Consider the following 20,927-nt stretch of genomic DNA (forward strand, 5'->3'; position numbering starts at 1 on the left):
GAACTCCGACTCAGCCCGACGCGTGCTAGCGTGTCCTGATCGGCTCTGAGAATCGCGCGGGCTCTCCGATGCGGGGTTTCGCGATACGCACAATTGCCCTTGACATGAGTTTGATCGCGCCTGCTGAAGATTGAGACACTTGCCAGTCGTGGTTGCGCAGCATCTTCCGGTCGAGCGGCCGCTGCGCTGCGCTCGCCGGGGTTGCAGCACGGTTTGCATCGTTTCCGGTCGGTAACGTGGCCGCAGTTGGGATCATGGCTTCTTCAAGCTTTGCCAGGATCGCGCTGGAAAGTGCCTGACGGTATCGAAGACGGTATTCCTGAAGAAGTCGGCATTCGGATGCCCTGTGTTCGCGATGTTTGAACGAAAGTGCGCGTGGATTCTCTGTTGCGGTCTGTCCAGAGCTGGAAACTGCCGAATGGATTTTTCGGTATGGCTGACGGTATCGTCACTCCAGACCAGCCGGAGAAGCCGTATACACAAGGGTCCCCGTCACCGATTGACGATCGAGTGGGGATAGTTTCATTCAGGCGATTGACGGCGCATGCTATCAGCATAACGAAACACGAAACACGAAACACGAAACGCGAAGAAGTCGAGCGGAGAATGGATTTCAAGGTGGCCGGCCCGGTGACCTTGTCGCGGGCACGGACCGGTCGCGCGTCGCGTGGTCGACCGACGCACTCAGGAGAGTGGGTGGTGCCGGCTGATGCGGTGGAGACCAGCGTAGATGCCGCTCTGGGCATGTCGCCGCGAAGTATGGGTAGGATGATGGGTATGTGGTAGTCGGGCAGAGTGGGAGTCAAACCTGGCGGCGCTTTGCGGGCAACTGTTGGAGTCGGCTGCCTTCCGCCCGGCAAGCCTTCCGGGGTATTCCGACACCTTGTGGAAGAAACCATATAACTTCCGTTTGGAAGCTTTATGGTGAATTTTGCGCCGCCAGTTGTAACAGGCAACGTTGGCGGCAAAAAGGCGCCGGCGGCAGCGACGGGAACTCCGTCCGACGAGTGGTTTTCGTCTGCCTTCAGGGGCGGGCTGGTTGCCTCCCCGCGAAGTCTTCCCCGCTATGCCTCCGGCACTACGGGGGTGCCTTGGAGAGCGCGAAGCTGTGCCTGCCGGATGCAAGTACGGTCTGCCGGTTTGTCCGGACCCAGATGGAATGGACACCGTCCTCCCCTCGGGGACGAAGGGCCTTGTACGAACGTTGAGGCCCTCCTGAACCGATCGGCATCAATGTGCCAGAGTGGAGTTTCAACACGTCCACTTGAGGAACGGAGGGCCCAAATGAATGCTACGACATACGGACTGGATGTTGCAAAGCAGATCTTCCAGATGTACTGGGTCGACACACAAACCGGCGAGATAGCTAATAGGCGGTTTCGAGGCGACGAGCTCATAGCGTTTCTGGCGCAGCGTCCTGGAGGTCGTGTCGCGCTTGAAGCATGCGGCAGTGCGCACTGGTGGGCCCGCAAGATCAAGGCGATCGGGCACGAGGGGGTGCTGTTGCATGCAAAGTTCATTCGGCCGTTTGTCCAGACGAACAAGACCGACGCAGCTGATGCGCGGGCGATCTGGACCGCGGTGCAGCAACCGGGGATGCGCACCGTAGCAACAAAGACGGAAGACCAGCAGGCCATGCTCGGTCTGCACCGAATGCGCTCCCTGCTGATCAAGTTTCGGACCATGCAAGTGAACCAGATACGCGGCCTCCTCTATGAGTTCGGTGTGTCGTTTCGGGCGGGACGCGTGGCTGGACTCAATGAGATCCGTGCGCATATGGCCGAACTCGAAGGCTCCTTGCCAGGAATCATGATCGACAGCCTGCAAGACCAGTTGAAGCGTATCGACGGCATCGAGCAGGATATCAATCTACTAGAGACGCAGATCAACGGCTGGCACAGGCAGGAAGCGGCCTGTCAGGCAATCGCTGAAGTACCCGGGATTGGCAAGCTCACTGCAACTGCACTGGTCGCCACGATTGGGGACGCAACGACATTCAAATCCGGCCGTGAGTTTGCGTCCTTCCTCGGACTGGTCCCGCGGCAAAGCGGCACCGGTGGCAAGGTATGGTTGGGAGGGATATCGAAGCGGGGTGACCCGTACCTGCGCATACTGCTAATCCATGGTGCACGCTCGATGATGTGTCATACCAAAGTGTCTGGCGAATGGCAGAAGGCAATCCAGGAGCGACGACGAGCTAACGTCGTCGCGGCGGCCATGGCCAACAAGATGGCGCGCACGGCCTAGGCTATTCTTGCGCACAACAGCGCGTACGAGAAGAATCATGTCAGCGTAAAAGCCGCTTAACAGGCAAGCATCAAAGGAAAGACTAAAGTACCGATAGGTTGCTGAGGTTCACATGTGATGGCGAAACAGGTCGGACCGCAGGAACGCAAACCTGAACACGGCCTTGCGCTTAAAAGTGCGTGACCCAGATGAGGACGTTCCCGGCGAATTCCATCAGGGCCCGCAGGCTTCGGCTTGCATGAAAGGTCGGATATAAGTCTGCAGCCGGTACCTCGCTTCAAGATCACATCTAGATCGATCTGGCAAACCGGGCGGTGTCCATATAAGACCGTGTGATTGTGCGAATCTGAGCAGCTTATCGATGGTGGGTGCTCGCCACCCGAAATCATGCGTGTCACCTTATGAAAAATGGCGTTATCAAGCCGGCTTCTCCGTTCTTCGCGAGCACCTTGGATAGCCTCCTTACGTTTAGCTTTGGTGTTTTTCGTTACGTGGCGACATAGGTTCGGAAAGTGGGCGTACGCCCGGGTGGGCTGTAGATGTATTGCCTCCAAGGCGGACGTAAGGCTATCAAAGTCGAGTATCCCGTTTGCGACTTCCGTCAGGAATTGCTCGACTTGTTCCCAGTCTATTGGCCGGGCGATGGCACGTATATGCTTACGTGTTAGCTGCGATGGTAAGGGAAGTGGCCGACTGCGTTTGAAAGCATCAACTCCCACCACGAGCTCGTGGAGGGGAACTTGCAGACAATACGAGATGGCCATAAGCGTGCTTGCGTGCGGCGGCCCCGCAGTTCGCCAATATTGAGGGCAGCTCTTCGACACGCCTATGTGTTCACAAAACGCCGCTGCATCCCCGTCGAAGTAGCGGGAAATGCCTCGTTCAATTACTTGCGAAATGCATCTTCTGGCGTCGATCCTGGTTGAGGGTGGGGCGCGGGCTACAAGATCTGCGGAGCATTTTGCCGCCCATTCTTCGTATCGCAGTGCCGTTGTTTGTCGCGGGAGAAGAGGCTGTGCGTTTGCTGCTCCAAGCCATCCTTCACATCGGGAACAAAAGCCGCACAACTGTCGCGGAGAAATCTGGGATGGTTGCCGGTATCCGCACGTGGGACAAGCGTCGATAAGGCGACATCGATGACGCTCGCAAATCTTGACCCATTGAACTGACCAGATCAGGCGTTCGTTGATCGTGCTACCAGATTGAAGATCCTCCTCGAGGCACAGTGCACACCACTGACGATTCTCGTTCATCAAGCGGGCAAATGGGCCGAAGCGCTGCGCCCATGGCAGCAACGTAAGAAACTTAAGATCGCTACGGCCTACCATTCGATTCAGGCTATCGACCCACATCTCGGCCAACTTTCCCTTTGAATTTGCCAGCGACATCCACTCCCTCGCTGCCATAGGGTAATGCCTTCCAAATGCCGCCGGTCGTCGGTCGGACGTTGTGCGGCGGCTGACGATCGCTTCACTGACATTCACAAACAGGCGCCAACGAACGTCGGCTTTCACAAAGTCTGAATGAGCCTTCCCGACCCCTATCGGCCGTTCAACTACCGGCGCTACCCAGGACCGCTTTGAAGGCGAAAGCCGCCAATCGTTCATCGCGAACACCCTCTCGATGGCTACGAGCTAACCTTTGTACTGATTCCACCGTCAGCCTTCACGACCGATCCACGCACCTTCACCATGCGCAGCCAACGCCGCGATGCCATTGCGGTCGGGACCGATGATTCAGGCCGATTGATCCGCTGGAACCAGCATCATCGCCTTTCCTCCCAATTTCGGGGCAAGCTTCTGCTGGACCGCGACCACCGACGGAAGCGGGCGCCATGCCACGGTCATGCTATCGACAAGGCCCTCTTCGTTCAGATGCATGTGATCCATTCCGTCAATTGCGTGGTCACCGAGTCGGATCGTGAACACGGCGACAAAGTCAGCACCATCGCGCAAGAGAAGCTTCGGCTCGAAGGCGTCCACAGTAGCGAGAAGCTGCGTCAGGACGTCTGCGACACGCTCCTTCCCAACGAACGGCGCGGGCACGATTGGACTTCTGAGGACGACATTATCTGCCATATGGATCCTGGTCCCTCCGACGTCGCGATTGCCCATGGCTTTGAGGTAAGCGTCGAGATGTTCAGCGGTGGTCATAAAAATTTTCTCCTGATAGAACCGGTGCGCCGGCACGGCGCGTTGAGTTGCCAAAACACTGGCGCTCCCGTTGTTCGATCACTGCACACCGGTGCGCCAAGGACTGGTTGAAGCGCGGCCGGCATGGTGCTCATGCCGCCCGCCTCTCAAATCCATCGTAAAGCCATTGACCCATCATCATTAATCGGGGTAGCGTTCACATTGGTCATGACAAAAATGTCACGAATACCGCGTGGGGGGCTGATGTGGAAAACCTGAGTGCGCTGGGCGGGCTGGAAGTCTTTGTTCACACTGCGCGAACGCGGAGCTTTGCGGCCACTGGGCGGGAACTCGGCATCTCAGCGTCGGCCATCAGCAAAAGCATTTCGAGGCTTGAAGAGCGCGTTGGCGTGCGGCTCTTCCAACGCAGCACGAGAAGCGTCCGGCTTACGTCCGAAGGCGAGGTGTTCCTGGAAAGGTGCAGACGGATTTTCGGGGAAGTTCAGGCGGCCGAAGACGAACTCAGCGCAATGGCCCAACATCCGCGAGGGAGGCTAAGGGTGGGGCTGTCACTTTCGGCGGGACTACCATTTCCAGTGCTTTCAGCCTTTATGGAGCAACATCCCGAGATTGAACTCGATCTTGATTTCACCGATCGAATGGTCGATGTAATCGATGAAGGATTTGATGTCGTCATTCGCGGGAGCGCGCTTCGGGATTCACGGCTAGTATCTCGCCCGCTGGGTTACTGGCGCGCCTGTCTGGTCGCCGCGCCGGAGTATCTGAAACAAAAGGGAACTCCCACGAATCCGGATGACCTTTTGAATCATGCATGTCTGCACTATCGCTGGACACCCACTGGAAAACTGTACCAATGGCCGCTGCGGCATTCGACATTCACAGCGGCAGGCTCGTCGCTGCCATTGACGGTGGTGTGCAACAGCCTGGACATGTTGCTTTATATGGCTCTGGCAGGGCGCGGGATCGCATGCGTGCCTGACTTCTCTGTCAAGAACGCGCTCGCCGATGGACGCCTGAAAACCATGCTGGACCCGTACGTCACCGACTCCAACAGTATCCATATGGTGTGGCCCAGCAGTCGGAAAATGACGCCAAAGGTGCGGGTATTCGTGGATTTTGTGCACGCTCATTTTGGCAAGTACCTGGTCACCAAAGTAGATGAGCCGAAACGGCAAAAGGTCCAGCCACCCGCTTGAATACAGACTTCACAGGAACGGTGCTCGAAAGTAAAGGCTGCGACGAACTCGACCAGCGACCTGTTTTGCAAATGAGCCACGCTGCGACGCACATCGCGAATGACCGCTGCCGAAACACGTTATGACACTCGAACGTCGCTGACTGTGCACAGGTGACGGTCCCTTCATGGCCGGCTACGGTCTGACATGCGCGTGGGGCTAGTCTCCGTGTGCGGATTGCGGGTGCTACAGACGCGAGACATTAGCAATATCCATCTTATCTATTTGCAACACTCGCAGGCCTCAACTATGTTGAATAGCCGGAAGGCTCGGCTACCGGGCGGGTGCCGCGTCCGATATTTCTAGCACTCTTACGCGATTCCGAGTTCGCGGCAATAGCAGGGAGACTCGGCTATGACGACACCGCTGCTCGGACAGATGATGGACGTGCCGCTGACGGTTTCCTCACTGCTGGCCCATGCGTCACGTCACTTCGGCACGACCGAGATCGTGTCAAAGCGCATCGAAGGCGACGTGCATCGCTACACGTATCGCGACTGCGAAAAGCGCGCGAAGCAACTGGCGCAGGCGCTTATCGCGCTGGATGTGCAGCCGGGCGAACGGATCGGCACGCTGGCATGGAACGGTTACCGCCATCTGGAAGCCTATTACGGCACGACGGGCTTCGGGGCCGTCTGTCATACCATCAACCCCCGGCTCTTCCCCGAGCAGATCGCATGGATCATCAACGACGCCGATGACAGCTACGTGCTGTTCGATACGACGTTCGCACAGCTGATCGATTACCTTGCGCCCCTCTGCCCTAAGGTGCGTAGGTGGATCGCGCTTGCCGACGACGCGCATCTGCCTGCGGTGCAGACGCCCATACCGCTCATCAGCTATGAGACGTTTCTCAAGCCGCACGACGGCGCATTCGACTGGCCGCTCCTCGACGAGCGCCAGGCATCGTACCTTTGTTACACCTCGGGCACGACGGGCAATCCAAAGGGCGCGCTGTATTCGCATCGCTCCACGGTGCTGCACGCGTACGCCGGTGCGCTGCCGGATGCGATGTGTCTATCGGCGCGCGACTCGGTGTTGCCCGTCGTGCCGATGTTTCATGCGAACGCATGGGGCATGCCGCATGCCGCGCCGCTCACGGGCGCGAAACTCGTCCTTCCGGGCAAGGATCTCGACGGTAAATCCCTGTTCGAACTGATGCAGGCGGAGCGCGTCACGTATTCCGCCGGCGTGCCAACCGTCTGGCTTGGCCTGCTCAACTACATGAAGGAAGCGGGGGTGCGGTTGTCGTCACTGCAACGCGCGGTGATCGGCGGGTCCGCGTGCCCGCCGGCGATGCTGCGCACCTTCGAGGAATACGGCGTCGAAGCCATTCACGGATGGGGCATGACCGAGATGTCACCGCTCGGCACGCTCGCAAAACTCAACTGGGAACAATCACAGCGGCCGTCGGAAGAGCAGCGCAGGCTGCGCGAAAAGCAGGGGCACGTGATCTACGGCGTGGACATGAAGATCGTCGGCGACGATGGGCGCGACCTGCCGTGGGACGGCGTCGCGTTCGGCGAACTGCACACGCGCGGTCCGTGGGTGATCAAGCGGTATTTCCAGAAGGATGACTCGCCGCTCATCGACGGCTGGTTTCCGACTGGCGACGTGGCCACGATCGACCGGGACGGTTTCATGCGGATCACCGACCGCAGCAAGGATGTGATCAAGTCGGGAGGCGAGTGGATCAGTTCGATCGAAATCGAGAACATCGCGATCGCGCATCCGGCCGTCGCAGAGGCGGCCTGCATCGCCTGCGCCCATCCGAAGTGGCTGCAGCGGCCGCTGCTCGTCGTCGTCAAACGCAAACGCGCGGAGGTCACGCGCGACGAACTGCTCGCGTTCTACGAGGGAAAGGTCGCGAAGTGGTGGATGCCCGATGACGTGGTCTTCGTCAACGAATTGCCGCATACGGCCGTTGGAAAGCTGCACAAACTGAAGCTGCGCGAGCAGTTCCGCGATCACCTGCTGCCGTCGGCGCTCGAAGTTGAGAACTGTCCGCTTGCCGACGAGCGCGCAATGGTAGGCGGCGGGTCGAAACCTGCGGCGGAATAATCGAAAAGGAGGCTGTCAAAGAGACCGCCACCGCACCGCCATTTGGTGTAGCCGGCCGTAGCCGGCCATCTGCGGACGATCGTTCGCGCTCCCGCGCGGACATTTGAATGTCGGCTTCGCCCCAGGTACCGGACTTTGCGTTTCGACGACGCCCGACGTGCCGTCGCCCTTCTCAATTGGTTGGACAGCGTGGGAAGTCGCCGGGAAGCCGCAGATCCACCCGTTTATTCAGGATTGCCGCTAACAGCGGTCAGCCCCGTGAGATTCACACTGCGGGTCGTGAACCATGCTTGAGTGTAGGGACGGAAAACGGTCACCGTTGACCTGTCGTCGCCTCAAAGTCCTCTGAATAGGTGGTCAATCGCCCCTCTTTTCCCTCGTTTGGTTCAGCCCCAAGCTCGTATCATGGGCTGCACATTGGGGTTAATGCAGTATGTCGGACACGTTGTGGGTTACAAAATCCTGACATTTCTATCGAAGGAAAAGATACATGTCAATTGCAAAGCGACGCGCGAGCTCGGCCAGATTGTCCCTCGTAGCCAACACATCGAGTGCTGTCGCGATTCCCGCGGACTGTAAAGCAACGACATCCGGGCCGATCCCAGAAGCATGGTTCGAGGAAGAGATCGGCTACATCGGCGAAATGCCGGCGTGTACCTGCATCCCGACTGACACCCACCGTCAATGACCTGAGTGAACTTCACGTAAAAGTAATGCCGGCGAGCGCATTCTTTCGCCCCGGGTATCGCTCCACCGAAACGCGCCATTCATGAATACTGTTCGAACTGAATTAACGGGTGATGCCGGCCTTCCATCGATGCATCAGCCACTGGGACTGGCTGCGTTGCTCCGGGCGGCAACGGCCGGGAGCGATCTGACGCCGCTGGGGGAAAGCCTGCTCGAGCACGTAAAGCGTCATGACGACCCGTACGCTCTGCTCGATTTGTCGCTAGTGTTGCAATTGAAATACCAGAAGGTGGCCGCTCTCGCCGTCCAGCAGCAAGCGCTTCAAATGACCAGACATTATCGGTTAAAGAGCGCCCAGACGATCAAGACTCCTTTGAAGGTGCTGGTGCTCAAGGCTCCGGGCGATCTGATGGCGAACACGCCTTTTGAGTGCCTGCTTGAGAACGCCGACCTGCAGATAGAGGTCCTGTATGTCGACGCGCGGCCGCTGGGGGATGCCGAGTTGCCCGAGCACGACGTTATCTTCGTTGCGGCATGCGCGTCGGATGAAACCGCGGCCGTTCTTGCCCAAATCGCGTCGCTGACGAGCGGGAGGGGTTGCCGCGTACTAAACCGGTCCGAACACATTGCGAAGACAATGCGTGACACCGCCTATGCTCTGCTGGGCGCTGCCCCCGGTATCTGTATGGCCCACACGGTGCGCCTTTCCCGTGAGCGGGTCAACGAAGCGGTTTCGGGAGCGTTGCAGTTGTCCGAGGTACTAGGCGCAAACTATCCGCTCATCATACGGCCGATAGGATCGCACGCGGGACAAGGTCTGGCAAAAGTGTCTGACGCTCAGGAACTCGCGCGCTACATGGCTGAGTCTGACGCCGTGGAATACTACATGGCGCCTTTTATCGACTACAGCAGCGCCGACGGTCTGTTTCGCAAATACCGGATCGTGATGATCGAGGGAACGCCATTCGTGTGCCATATGGGCATCTCGAAGGAATGGATGGTTCACTACCCTTACGCGGAAATGTCGACGCATCCCGACCGGCGAGAGGAAGAATCGCACCTGATGGCGAGCTTTGACACCGATTTTGCTGTGCGTCACCGCGAGGCGTTTCGCAACGTCGCGGAATTGACCGGTCTCGATTACGTAGGATTCGATTGCGCTGAAACGAGCGATGGCCGGCTGCTCATATTCGAGATCGCGACGGGCATGGTTGTGCATGACTTGGACGACCAGAGCATCTTTCCTTATAAGGTTCCGCAAATTCGCCGGGTTGCTGACGCCTTTCATGAAATGCTGCGCCGCGCGGCTGCGAACGCATACAAAATCCCACGGCTGGCCTCGGAGGCATAGTGAAGTCCAATGCATTGAATTTTTCCGGTGGTCCCGGAGCGCTCCCTGAAACGGTGCTGGAACAGACGCGCATAGCGATTACCGCGTTACCGGAAACCGGCATCTCCGTACTCGGCATGAGCCATCGCTCGGACTGGTTTCGCTCCATACTGGACGAAGCGGAACAGAATCTGCGCGTTCTGCTCGGTATATCCGACGACTACGCCATTACCTTTCAGCAGGGCGGCAGTAGTCTGCAGTTCGCGATGATCCCGATGAATTTTGCCGCGAAGGGATTCGCCCCGCCCGAATATGTGACGTCCGGCTACTGGAGCGGTCGGGCGACTTCGGAGGCGGCCAAGGTGACTGAGAGGAAAGTTGCGTGGGACGGCCACGCGACGGGCTACCGGCAGTTGCCCGCCCTCGATAAACTGGACATCTCCGGCTCTGCCGCCTATCTGCACTACGTGTCGAACGAGACCGTGGAAGGTTTGCAATTTCCGGTTTGCGAAGAGGCGACGCGGGTACCGCTGATCGCTGACATGTCGTCCGATTTTCTGTCGAAGCCCATTCGGCCAGACGCATACTCGATGATTTATGCCCACGCCCAGAAAAACCTGGGTCCGGCTGGGGTAACGGTAGCGGTAATCAAGCGTTCGCTGCTTGAACGGATCCCCGACGGCTTGCCGGCGATCCTCGATTTTCGCACCCACGTCTCGCACAGTTCCAACTACAACACGCCGCCGGTATTCGCGATCTATGTGCTGACGTTGATTACGCGCTGGCTGCGCTTCGATGTTGGCGGTCTGCACGCGATGCAGAGCATCAATGAGAGAAAGGCGCGGCGGCTGTATGACACGCTGGACGCTTTGGAGGGGGTCGTCACCGTCCACGCGGACCGTCGCTGGCGCTCACAAATGAACGTGGCTTTTAAATTCGGTGATTCTCGGCTCGGCGATGCGTTTATCGGGGCGGCTCGTGAACAGGGTATCGTTGGACTAGAGGGGCACCGTTCAATTGGCGGGTTGCGTGCGTCTCTATACAACGCCGTTACAGAACAAGCCGTGGACATTCTGGCAAACGCACTAACGGAATTCAGTATGCAACGGGCCTGAACAGCAATGCCGGTTCTCACGTTGACGTGCCGTGCGACTCGAAGGAATAAATGACCGCTGCACCCCAAAAAGCTGCCGATGAGGTGGCGTCTGGTTTAGAGTCCGGAGTGGGTCGGACAGCGCCCGCTGACTGCGGGCACAGACTGGATCTCCCTTCAATTGAAAGGAGATCGCCATGGAAACACCTGAGAAAGGAACCGCTGCCAGAGTGCCGTGGAACAAAGGCCGGTTGACTGGGCAGAAACCCCCGCTGAAGCTTAAAGAAATCTGGGCCATTCGCATCCGCCTGCAGCTTTCGGCGCGCGTCCGCGACCTCGCCATGTTCAATCTGGCTATCGACAGCAAACTACGTGCATGCGACCTGACGAAGCTGACGGTCCGCGACGTATGCCACGGCGAGTACGTCACCAGTCGGGCAACGATCATGCAGCAGAAAACGCAACGACCGGTTCAGTTCGAGATTACCGAACAGACGCGGGATAGCGTCGAGACATGGATCGAGGCGGCGGGGCTGGCGGCGCCAGACTTCCTCTTCCCAAGCCGGCTGCGTGAATCGCCGCACCTCTCGAAGCGCCAGTATTCGCGCCTGGTGCATCGCTGGGTCGCGTCGATCGGACTGGACGACGCGGCGTACGGCACGCACACGATGCGTCGGGCGAAGGCGTCGCTGATTTATCGCCGCACGAAAAACCTCCGCGCTGTTCAACTGCTCCTTGGGCATCCCAAGCTCGAGAGCACCGTACGTTATCTTGGCATCGAGGTCGACGATGCACTGGAGATGGCGGAGCAGACTGAGGTTTAAGCGCAGGCACCGCCGGATGGCGATCGACTATCGGTCGCTGTCCGGCCAAGAGGCGTCAGTTGCCCACGGTAGTAGTCGGTCGCTCAAACGTCGGCTACGCATCTCGTTTCGGCCGTTTGGTGCCGCCCTTCGATACCTCGGAATTCAAGCAGTTGATATCAACGGCGACGGCAGGCGGCGGTGCCACCGCCTGCTGCGAAAACGTCGCTGCAAATTGTCTGCTTCTGATAAGGTCTTGCTAAAGCCGTCTAAGTTGCGCACAGAATGGGCAAGCGCTGCACCTACATTCAGGTTGATGGCAATGGCGAGTGCCACCGACAGTTCTTCCACCGTCGCGCCCGCTTCGTCGCTTCACTCGCGTGAAACGCAATGCAGCCATCGCGGCGCGTAGTCATGGCAATGGCGAGAGAAACTAATTCTGACAGTTAGTCGGCACGGCTAGCACCGCGCGGTCACACACTTCATCGGGTGTTGGCGAAACCTTTGCCCTGTGCGAGAAATCGATCGTCAGCAGTTTGATGACAACCAGGCACGGAATGACTGCCGGATCGCGAGCGGGTTGAAGTCTCTGGCTGCGCCGCGCAGACGGCTCAGTGGATCGCCGTTATGCATTGGGCCATCCTAGCCGCTGCGCTCGATGAAGCGAGGCTCGTACGACAACCCGATGAAAAGGTGCGATGAGCGTAATATAGGCTCGCCCCAGCGGACGATTGTAGAAGACGAGCGTCGTCACTATGAGGCGGGATCGCTTGTGAGATGACGGCTGCACGAGGACCGACACGCGGAAGTTCAGATGCGTGTCATCCTCGCCGAGAACGATCTCGTCGTCATATCGTTCGAATACGTGAAATAGGCTTATCCTGTCGCCTCCTTTCTCCTTGAGGTCAACTGCTGTCTTCAAGCCGAACGGCCGCACGAGAATGTCCCGGAATCTCAGCAGCATGCCAATCCATGCCGGCTGCCTGGCAAAGACGTGTCGTGCGAGAGCCTCTGCGTCGTGGCAGGCTCTTTCTGGTAGGTCCACCGAGAACGCGTCCGCGAAATCAGCCAGGCCGTACGACCATCTCAGCTGTGAGGCCGGCGGCAAATCGGACTGTTCGATCTTCGGATAGCAATACATGTGCGATCACCAATGCGAGGATCCTGGGCTGAGACATTAGAGCAGCGAGATGCCGCCGTCGACCACCGACTCCGCGCCCAACATGTACCGCGAAACGTCAGTCGCCAGAAATAGCGCCGCTGTGGCGATATCGCTCGCTTCGCCCATCCGGCACACCGGCACCTGCACCTCGAAGGCCAGGAGGCGTCGTACCGACTTTTTTCTGCCGCTATGCCGGCAAAAGACCAGCAATACGATAGCTTTCAATTAACCCATCATAGACAGAGATATCCGCGCGACTTCTGGCGATGAGTTGAGCGCCAGCGACGGCTGCGAAGATGGCGCGAGCACGCCCCTCGCGCTCCTCGGCGCGGACAATGGCCGTGGCGGATAGCACCTTGCTCAGCCATGCAACATTCACATCAGCAAAGGTTTGGACCTCTTTCGTCACCGCGTCCGGCAAGTCATCAGATTCGGCGGCCATGAAGCTGCAGAGGCATATGCGATTACCACGCTCCAGTGCCTTGCGAAATGTATCCGGATACAGGCGCAGACAGTCGATCGGATTCGCGGATTCGGCCCAAAGTGCATCCAGCGTGGCTGCCGAGTCCTCCCAGTAACACCTCGCCACCGCCGCTCCGAGATCGGACTTGCTTGCGAAGTGATGATAGATGCTCGCGGCCCTGATGCCGACAGCCTCAGCAAGATCACGAAAATTCAGGCCGCTGTAGCCGTGCGCTTGCGCAATCTCTGTAGCAGCCACCAGGATTCGTTCCCTGGAGCTCAAGCCCGAATCGTTCTTCACTACGACCGCCTCCGCAAACTGGGATGACTGTTGACACAGCGAATTATACCCTCTATGTTAAACCTAACAAACGTTAGGTAGGTTGATGGAGATACTTCCCCATAACCTCCGATCCCGAGTAACAGCCACCTGGAGAGGTAAGCATGACATCAAGCATCATTCATTCCGATGTAACCCAACTCCCCATCATGACGATTTACGATTTCCCCAGGGGACCTTATCCGACACGCGTGCGCATCGCCTTGGCCGAAAAGAATCTGCAATCGCGCGTCGAGTTCGTGATGGTCGATCTTTACAGGGGAGAGCACAAAAGGCCCGAGTTCACCTCAGGGAAAAACTACTCGGGTACGCTGCCGGTCCTCGAACTCAATGACGGAACCTGCATCGCCGAATGCACCGCCATCACCGAATACCTCGATACGCTCGATGGCGCACCCACCCTGACCGGCAAAACACCGCTCGACAAGGGCGTGATCCACATGATGAGCAAGCGCGCCGAGCTGGAATTGCTCGACGCCATCAGTGTCTATTTCCACCACGCCACGCCTGGGCTCGGGCCCGAAGTCGAGCTTTATCAGAACCCCGAATGGGGGTTTCGTCAGCGCGACAAAGCCCTCAGGGGCATGCAGTACTTCAATGACGTCCTGAAAAAGCAGCCGTTTGTCGCCGGGGATGCGTTCTCGATGGCCGACATCACCGTCATTGGGGGCCTGGTCTTTGCGTCGATCGTGAAGCTGCGGGTGCCCGCAGAGTGCGAAGCCCTTCTCGCCTGGTACGCGAGAATGCGCGAACGCCCGAGCGTCAAGAGCCAGCCGGCATTTGCCTGAAATCGCAGCTGTCGTCGGCCTTCATTGACGAGCGACCAATCTTCGGTTGCAAAACTGGGGCGACCGGTACGCATGAGTAGGACGACTGGTGGACTCAGTCGCGACCGGATGGCTACGACGCCAAGGTCGCGCGGCGGATCAGTAGTCGTTGCGGCATCACGTAATGCGTTGCCGTGCCTACCTTCCGGGCGGCTCGTTCCAGACCGCAGCAAATCAACGGCATAACCGCCGTGAAGTTCGACGGCCGATTCACGCCCTGAGTCAGTCCGTCAAGCGTTTCGAGGCGGGAAGCGCGAGGCTTCCAAGAAGGGGGGAGCCCCGCTTCCTGAGTGCATTCAGATAGATGCTTTCGTCGTACCGGGTCCCGGTCTGCCAGCAACGGTAGAGGATGCGTATCCATTTGAATGCCAGCGCCCGGACGGCAGCCTGATATGAGCTGCCCTTCGCGCGCTGCTGCCGGTAGTAGGCGCCGGCCCAGAACGATTTGTTGATGGTGTGACCGGCCCATTCGACGAAGGTCTGGCGCAGGAATTTTGGGCATTGCCAGCGCCAATGCACCCAGCATTTCTTCCCGCTGCGCTCAGTGACCGGTGCAATGCCCGAATACTTCTGCAGTTCAGCCGCGTGCCGGAAGCGCTCACGCTGTTCGCCGAATGCGGCAAGCAGCCGCGGTGTCAGATGCGGGCCCGCCCCCGGCAGGCATTCAAACAGGGCGAAGTCCGGTAGCGTTCGCGCGATCGTCGCAATCTCCCTGTCGAACACATCAATCGCAGCCAGCGCGGCTCGCAGTTGTGCGACCAGTGCCAGCGCGTGTAGCCGGCAGGGTGAGACGATGCCGGGATCCTCGGTGAGTGAAGTAGCCGAGCGGATGGATTCCAGACGCGTTTCGATCAGCCTTGGGCGGCGACAGTTGTGCGCATGGAAGAATGTCTCAAGGGTACTGCGGTGGGCGTGTTTGACGGCTGGAAGCGTCGGCCAGCGGGTGATGAAGTCGCAGAACGGTACCGTGTCGATGTGCTCGAACCACTCCAGCGCCTGCGGGTAATACTGTTTGAGCGTATTGCATAAACGGTTAGTGAATCGCGTCTTGTCGCCGACCATTTCACGGCGCTGCTCGATCAGGCTCATCAGACAACGCATACCCGCGCTTTGCGGCCTCAGCGGAGCGAACCGCTCGGGATGGCAAAGCAGCAGATCGAGTGCCAGTTCGGCATCGGTGGGATCGTCTTTGGCCCGACTCGGTTTGAACGCCTCACGGTACCTCGCGAGGGTTGAGGGATTAACCGGAAAGAGGACAAAGAAATCATATTTCTGCAGCGCGGAGACAATGGGTCCCCTCGCCAGTTCGAGGGCAACTGCGATCGGCCCATCAAAACGCTGATGCAATCCCTTTGCCCACTCATCAATGCATGCGACCTGATGGGGAACGCAACTGAACTCGCGCCGGGTGTCGCCCGCCGCCTGCAGGCGGACATCGTGTTTGGTGTCCGCCCAGTCGATGCCGACATACGCAGCGAACTGCTGATCCGACAGAGGTGACATGTGAGCCTCTGCAAGTGATAGATTATCCAGCAGGGACATGCATGCTTGTGCTCTGCTAAGGCAATATAGTGAGCCGGTGCGACGGCGAACCCTGAGTATTCGTTGACGAGCGCAAGCGCACCCGCGGACTCGACGCTAAAACGGCAAACGTCCAGGCGTTTGGGTCGACTTATTCGTAATCCGCAGGTGCATGTCCCGCTTGCACTGGCAGCAAGCTGCCAGTGCCACCAGTATTAATGAAACCGGGACGGACTATCTATACGGGGTCGACTGCGGAAGCTCAGCACCACGAGAGGACCGCGGGTCACCGACCGACGACGAACTTCCGGGTTCGGCCAACATGCGTCGTTAGATGGGCGTGTACTGCGTTGCTCGCGCGACCATTCTCGCCGCCGAAGCGGCCCACGATCCGGCGACAACAAAGGACGTCGGTGCACTGAGCGGGCGCAACGCTCGCGCAGCGGATCTTGCCCGCGCGCGATGCGGCCAAGGATCTATATGAAGCTTGCGCCTCCGTTGACGGGGATCGTTTGGCCCGTGATGAATGCGTTGCCGACGACCATCAGCACGACCTCCGCGACCTCGCTTGCTTCGCCCAAGCGCCCGACGGGCAGCCTTTCTGCGACATTGGACGCCTTAAGCGGTCCAGCCATTTCGGTGTCGATCGGTCCCGGTGCAACGGCGTTGACGGTGATCCCTTCGCGGGCGAGCCGTGCAGCATAGCCGCGCGTCAAGCCTTCGAGGCCGGCTTTCGATGCGTTGTAGTGAACGCCAACCAAGCCGGGGCCGCGGGCGGCGGCCGACGAGACGTTGACGATGCGGCCCCAGCGCCTCGCGCGCATGCCGGGCAGCACTGCCTGCGTGCAGAGAAACGCCGATTTCAGATTGACGGCGAGCGTTCGATCGAACTCCGCTTCCGCGAGATCGTCGATGTCGACGATCGTCGCGGTGCCCGCGTTGTTCACGAGCACGTCGATCAGGCCGAGGCGGTTTTCCACCTCGGCGATCATCGCTTCGACGTCGTCTCCGACCGATACGTCGGCGCATACCGCGATCGCGCGGCCTCCGGCGCGTTCGATTTCCGCGACGACGTCGGCCGCGTCGTTCTCGCGTTGCCGATAGTTGACGACGACTGCTGCGCCGGCTGAGGCAAGCGCGATCGAAATGGCGCGTCCGATTCCGCGCGAGCCGCCGGTCACCAAGGCGACACGATCGTTTAAGTTGAGCGAATGAGCTGGCATCGTGGAACTCCTCAGTTGCGGGGGGGCAGAACCGGTTGTGGCCTCGTCTGCGAGCCGTGGTGTCGCTGAGCGGGCGTTGCCGGAAAGCATCCTAGTTTGCCCCCTTCAAAGCGTCTTCGCCGGAAAGTCGCCCTGCTGCTTTCATTGATCTTTCGGCCGTTCTGGTTTCAAAGCCGCCGTTGCAGCTAGACTGGGCAGAAGGGCAGTTCAGGGTCGTGAGAGGTCCTTTGCATAGGGAGCCAGCCGGCGATGTCCCGTCCGTACCATGCTGGCGCGAACAGGGCACAATGACCAAACCCACGGGTGCCTGCACCGCAGGTGTGAAGGTGTGCATCACTCGCCAGCGTATGGTCGGAAAAATCGCCCGACACAGTGGCGCGGACATAGCAGCCGGTGTAACGCCCGGCCGCCCGTGGCATTCCACTCCACGCCCATGGAACCGAGTGGCTATTTCATGCGGCGGACGGCAGATGCACGGTCAGACTTTGGATACGTGCTCGCGACCACGAAGCGCCATTCGTTTATCCCGTCGCTCGGATATTCAGATGGCTGCTCCGCTCAGGTACTGTTGAAAAAGTCGCTGCGTGGCTTTTTCAGTTCTCCTGCACGAAAATTGACCTCTCAGATCGGCCTACAAACCGCTGGCACACGTCGGTCAAGGGTAAGAAGACCCCCTGAAACCTTGCAACAGAGACAGCCAGCGACTTTTTCAACAGTATCCTCAAACAGCCGTCATTGATGAATTGCCTTGACCCAACGAGTTCCCTGGCCTTAGCGCCATCAGAAACAGCATGTTTCCGATGGCTTACGTATCGTCGGTGGCCGGCTGACCTTCGCGCGCGTACTGTGAAGGCGGCCGCCCTACGTGGCGCGTGAAGGCGACGCTGAAGGTGCTGGCGGAGCTGTAGCCGACCCGCTGTGCAATCTCGGCGACGCGGCCTCCGTTGCGGCGTAGCAGATCCTTTGCTAGCGCCATGCGCCAGGTGAGCAGATATTCCATCGGCGCCACGCCGACCGCGCGGTTAAAGCGTTCAAAGAAGGTTGAGCGCGACAGTGCGGCCTCTTTCGCGAGTTCAGCAACCGTCCACGCGCACGTAGGGTGTTCGTGCATAACGCGGATCGCGGCCGCGAGGCGGCAATCGGACAACCCGCGAACCAGGCCCGGTGACGCAGTCGTTCCCGCCGTGGACCGCAGCGCCTCGATGAGCAGCACTTCCAGCAGTCGTGACAGCACGAGCTCGCGCGCGGGCCGCTGCTCGCGCGATTCATCCCGTACAAGTTGTACGAGGGTGGCCAGCCGCTCTTCACCGCGGACATGCACGAGTTGCGGTAGCAATGAGACCAGCAAGGCTGCATCCGGTGAACCGAAGCTGCAGTGGCCGACCATCATTCGCGAATCGACAGGGTTGCCGGACTCCCCGATTCTGAATTCATTGTTGCCGAGCGCGATTGGCTGCGGCGTCTGAACGGCTGGCGGTGGCGGCACGAGGCTGGACATCGCGACGCCATAGGCCGCGGGAATCAGCACGAAGTCACCCGAGACCAGCTCAATGGGTTCGTGCCCGTCGATCGCCATGCGGCACGCGCCGTCGAGGATCACGCAATAGAACGGCTGACCGGCATCCGAGCGGCTAACGCGCCAGGGACTGGCGCCGAGGACCAGCTTGGAAAACCGGGCGCCCGGCTGCAGCAAGGTCACGACTTCCGCCAATGGATCGATCACTGCCGGACTCCTGCAAACGAAATTCGGACTTCCGATTGTAGCGAGTACAGTGGCCGCAGTCTATCGTACGGGCATACGCAAACCATCTCACTTAGGAGTTCGCATGAAAACCGTGCTGATCACCGGCTGCTCTTCCGGATTTGGTCTCGAAATCGCCCGCTACTTTCTGACGCGCGACTGGCAAGTCGTCGCCACGATGCGCACGCCGGGCGCAGACGTGTTGCGGGCTTCCGAGCGCTTGCGCGTGCTGGCGCTCGACGTCACAGATCCGGAAAGCATCCGCCAAGCTGTCGAGGCGGCCGGCCCGATCGACGTGCTCGTCAACAACGCGGGCTTCGGCGCGGCGTCCCCCGCGGAACTGGTCCCGATGGCGACGGTGCGCGAGATTTTCGAAACCAACACCTTTGGCACGATCGCATTGACGCAGGCGGTGCTGCCGCAGTTTCGGCAGCGTAAGGCCGGCGTCGTGGTGAATGTCACATCGAGCGTCACACTCAAGGCCCTGCCTCTCATCGCCGCTTACCGCGCGAGCAAGGCGGCGGTGAACGCATTTACCGAGTCAATGGCGCTGGAGCTCGAACAGTTCGGCGTGCGAGCGCGGCTGGTGCTGCCGGGCCGCGCGCCCGACACCCGGTTCGCAGAGAACGCCCGCGCGCAGATGCATGGCCTCGACCACGAGGCCTACGCTGATCTCGTCAGGGATGTCTTCGCGCGGTTTCAGGACACCTCTACACCGGTGACCCGGGCACAGGACGTCGCCGACGCCGTGTGGCGCGCGGCGACCGACCCCTCGTCTCCAATGCGCATCCCGGCCGGCGCTGACGCCGAAGCATGGGCGGCTGAGCTTCGCTGAGCGGGCGGCGTGGATGGATCACGGCTTGTACTCGCGCGAGCGCATTACGATAAGGAGATTGCTATGCAGGACAAACCCGTCGCTCTCGTAACCGGGGCTAATCAAGGAATCGGTCTCCAGATTGCAAAGGATCTCGCGGTACGCGGCTTGACTGTGTTGGTAGGGTCGCGCAGCCTCGAACGCGGCGAGGTTGCGGCCAGGGAAGTTGGGCTGGGGCGCGTTCGCGCTCCAACTCGACGTGACGGATCAGACTTCGATCACATATGCGACGGAGCGCGTCCGAAACGAGTTTGGCCGCCTTGACGTGCTCATCCAGAACGCGGCCATCTCGAATACGAAGAAGCAACCCGGTCAGTCCGTCGAGGAGTACGCAAAGACGACGCGCCCGAGCAATGTGGCTCTAGATGAAATGCGCGCGATATGGGACACCAACGTGTTTGGCGTGCTCGCTGTGTACCAGGCGATGCTGCCACTTTTGCGCAAGACGCCTGGCTCCCGCATCGTTAACGTGTCGAGTGGCGTTGGGTCGTTGACGACGAACTCGGACTCGGCCTTCCCCTACCGCGCGATCTTCGGCCCCGTCTACCCGGCATCCAAGACGGCTCTCAACGCTTTGACGGTCGCCATGGCGATCGAACTTGAGCCAGAAGGTATCAAGGTCAATGCCGTCTCCCCGGGTTTTACCAGGACGAACCTCAACGGATATGCGGGCACCGAGACCGTCGAGGAAGGCGCTCGCGAGGTGGTGCGCGTTGCGCTGCTGGGTCCGGACGGCCCCACAGGGACGTTCACGCGCTGGAAAGGGGAAACGATCCCATGGTGATTTAAGTTTGTGCGCGTGTTCGGAGGGACCGATGGATTGGGTCGGAGCGCATGAAACCAGACCGTTCGCCTGAGCCTTGGTAGCAGCCTTAAATTTCGCTGTTGTTGAATTGCTGGCGGCTGAGCGTCCGCTCGGCGCATGCGATGAGCAGACGGCAGGTGCGCCTCCGAAGGAGCCGTTCCGGTGATTTGAGTTGAACGGCGGTTCAGGGTGGCGGATTCAACCGGTCGATGCAATAGTTCGATGGAACCGTTCAGCCGGCGTTTCGTAGTCCAGTGTCTTCCTTGGACGCTCGTTCAGCCTTCGAGCCACGGCATTGAGTTTGGCCTGTGAGTAGACCGACAGGTCGATGCCTTTCGGGAAGTATTGTCTGTATGCGGTCCA

Annotated in this window: 17 protein-coding genes and 2 pseudogenes; 9 read left to right on the plus strand and 10 right to left on the minus strand. The window is 59.5% G+C overall.

Annotation, left to right across the window (positions count from 1 at the left end; genetic code table 11):
* The first annotated feature begins 1,284 nt into the window (after nucleotides 1–1,284).
* Nucleotides 1,285–2,247, plus strand: coding sequence for an IS110 family transposase (locus OKW28_RS10455; protein WP_429445278.1), 963 nt, complete (start codon nucleotides 1,285–1,287; stop codon nucleotides 2,245–2,247).
* A gap of 56 nt (nucleotides 2,248–2,303) precedes the next feature.
* Here the strand turns inward: OKW28_RS10455 and OKW28_RS10460 are convergent, their stop codons facing one another.
* On the minus strand, nucleotides 2,304–3,854 hold the full coding sequence (locus tag OKW28_RS10460; protein ID WP_429445279.1) for a TniQ family protein: 1,551 nt from the start codon (nucleotides 3,852–3,854) through the stop codon (nucleotides 2,304–2,306).
* Between the two features lie 129 nt (nucleotides 3,855–3,983).
* Nucleotides 3,984–4,454 carry a nuclear transport factor 2 family protein gene (locus OKW28_RS10465; protein WP_429445281.1) on the minus strand — a complete coding sequence of 157 codons (471 nt, stop codon included), beginning with the start codon at nucleotides 4,452–4,454 and terminating at the stop codon, nucleotides 3,984–3,986.
* 191 nt (nucleotides 4,455–4,645) lie between these two features.
* On the opposite strand from OKW28_RS10465, the gene OKW28_RS10470 reads away from it, so the two are divergent.
* The 5 genes from OKW28_RS10470 to OKW28_RS10490 all read left to right on the plus strand — a co-directional run bounded on the left by OKW28_RS10470 (nucleotide 4,646) and on the right by OKW28_RS10490 (nucleotide 11,630).
* Complete coding sequence (locus OKW28_RS10470) at nucleotides 4,646–5,596, plus strand: LysR substrate-binding domain-containing protein (RefSeq protein ID WP_429445283.1); 951 nt, start codon at nucleotides 4,646–4,648, stop codon at nucleotides 5,594–5,596.
* A gap of 393 nt (nucleotides 5,597–5,989) precedes the next feature.
* Nucleotides 5,990–7,696 carry a 3-(methylthio)propionyl-CoA ligase gene (locus OKW28_RS10475; RefSeq protein ID WP_429445284.1) on the plus strand — a complete coding sequence of 569 codons (1,707 nt, stop codon included), beginning with the start codon at nucleotides 5,990–5,992 and terminating at the stop codon, nucleotides 7,694–7,696.
* Nucleotides 7,697–8,465: 769 nt separating this feature from the next.
* Nucleotides 8,466–9,734 carry an ATP-grasp domain-containing protein gene (locus OKW28_RS10480; protein ID WP_429445286.1) on the plus strand — a complete coding sequence of 423 codons (1,269 nt, stop codon included), beginning with the start codon at nucleotides 8,466–8,468 and terminating at the stop codon, nucleotides 9,732–9,734.
* Nucleotides 9,734–10,828, plus strand: a complete 1,095-nt coding sequence (locus OKW28_RS10485; RefSeq protein ID WP_429445288.1) for a phosphoserine transaminase — start codon at nucleotides 9,734–9,736, stop codon at nucleotides 10,826–10,828. Before OKW28_RS10480 ends, OKW28_RS10485 begins: the two co-directional genes overlap by 1 nt.
* Nucleotides 10,829–11,003: 175 nt before the next feature.
* Nucleotides 11,004–11,630: a tyrosine-type recombinase/integrase gene (locus OKW28_RS10490; RefSeq protein ID WP_429445290.1), complete on the plus strand. Its 627-nt coding sequence runs from the start codon at nucleotides 11,004–11,006 to the stop codon at nucleotides 11,628–11,630.
* 144 nt (nucleotides 11,631–11,774) lie between these two features.
* Here the strand turns inward: OKW28_RS10490 and OKW28_RS10495 are convergent, their stop codons facing one another.
* From OKW28_RS10495 to OKW28_RS10510, 4 genes are all read right to left on the minus strand, one after another.
* Complete coding sequence (locus OKW28_RS10495; protein WP_429445292.1) at nucleotides 11,775–11,960, minus strand: hypothetical protein; 186 nt, start codon at nucleotides 11,958–11,960, stop codon at nucleotides 11,775–11,777.
* Between the two features lie 274 nt (nucleotides 11,961–12,234).
* Nucleotides 12,235–12,750: a DUF2867 domain-containing protein gene (locus OKW28_RS10500; protein WP_429445294.1), complete on the minus strand. Its 516-nt coding sequence runs from the start codon at nucleotides 12,748–12,750 to the stop codon at nucleotides 12,235–12,237.
* A 36-nt stretch (nucleotides 12,751–12,786) separates the two neighbouring features.
* Complete coding sequence (locus tag OKW28_RS10505; RefSeq protein WP_429445296.1) at nucleotides 12,787–12,996, minus strand: SDR family oxidoreductase; 210 nt, start codon at nucleotides 12,994–12,996, stop codon at nucleotides 12,787–12,789.
* The gene (locus OKW28_RS10510; protein ID WP_429445298.1) at nucleotides 12,959–13,534 is read right to left on the minus strand and encodes a TetR/AcrR family transcriptional regulator; all 576 of its coding nucleotides are present in this window, start codon (nucleotides 13,532–13,534) and stop codon (nucleotides 12,959–12,961) included. The genes OKW28_RS10505 and OKW28_RS10510 overlap by 38 nt, the downstream gene beginning before the upstream one ends.
* 188 nt (nucleotides 13,535–13,722) lie before the next feature.
* Between OKW28_RS10510 and OKW28_RS10515 the strand changes: the two genes are divergently transcribed.
* Complete coding sequence (locus OKW28_RS10515; RefSeq protein ID WP_429446912.1) at nucleotides 13,723–14,361, plus strand: glutathione S-transferase; 639 nt, start codon at nucleotides 13,723–13,725, stop codon at nucleotides 14,359–14,361.
* A gap of 261 nt (nucleotides 14,362–14,622) precedes the next feature.
* Here OKW28_RS10515 and OKW28_RS10520 read toward each other — a convergent pair whose 3' ends face one another.
* The 3 genes from OKW28_RS10520 to OKW28_RS10530 form a co-directional block, all read right to left on the minus strand.
* On the minus strand, nucleotides 14,623–15,903 hold the full coding sequence (locus OKW28_RS10520; protein ID WP_429446913.1) for an IS110 family transposase: 1,281 nt from the start codon (nucleotides 15,901–15,903) through the stop codon (nucleotides 14,623–14,625).
* Between the two features lie 494 nt (nucleotides 15,904–16,397).
* Nucleotides 16,398–17,144 carry an SDR family NAD(P)-dependent oxidoreductase gene (locus OKW28_RS10525; RefSeq protein WP_429445301.1) on the minus strand — a complete coding sequence of 249 codons (747 nt, stop codon included), beginning with the start codon at nucleotides 17,142–17,144 and terminating at the stop codon, nucleotides 16,398–16,400.
* 805 nt (nucleotides 17,145–17,949) lie between these two features.
* Nucleotides 17,950–18,867, minus strand: a complete 918-nt coding sequence (locus tag OKW28_RS10530; protein ID WP_429445303.1) for an AraC family transcriptional regulator — start codon at nucleotides 18,865–18,867, stop codon at nucleotides 17,950–17,952.
* A 103-nt stretch (nucleotides 18,868–18,970) separates the two neighbouring features.
* Here OKW28_RS10530 and OKW28_RS10535 point away from each other — a divergent pair, with 103 nt between their 5' ends.
* Both OKW28_RS10535 and OKW28_RS10540 read left to right on the plus strand, forming a co-directional pair.
* Nucleotides 18,971–19,720, plus strand: a complete 750-nt coding sequence (locus OKW28_RS10535; RefSeq protein ID WP_429445305.1) for an SDR family oxidoreductase — start codon at nucleotides 18,971–18,973, stop codon at nucleotides 19,718–19,720.
* A 63-nt stretch (nucleotides 19,721–19,783) separates the two neighbouring features.
* Nucleotides 19,784–20,543 (plus strand): annotated as a pseudogene (locus OKW28_RS10540) (SDR family NAD(P)-dependent oxidoreductase).
* Nucleotides 20,544–20,762: 219 nt separating this feature from the next.
* Here the strand turns inward: OKW28_RS10540 and OKW28_RS10545 are convergent.
* Nucleotides 20,763–20,915: pseudogene (locus OKW28_RS10545) on the minus strand (IS30 family transposase); the annotation flags it as partial.
* Nucleotides 20,916–20,927 lie beyond the last annotated feature (12 nt).

The organism is Paraburkholderia sp. 40 (genome assembly GCF_050434105.1).
Classification (GTDB): Bacteria; Pseudomonadota; Gammaproteobacteria; order Burkholderiales; family Burkholderiaceae; genus Paraburkholderia; species Paraburkholderia tuberum.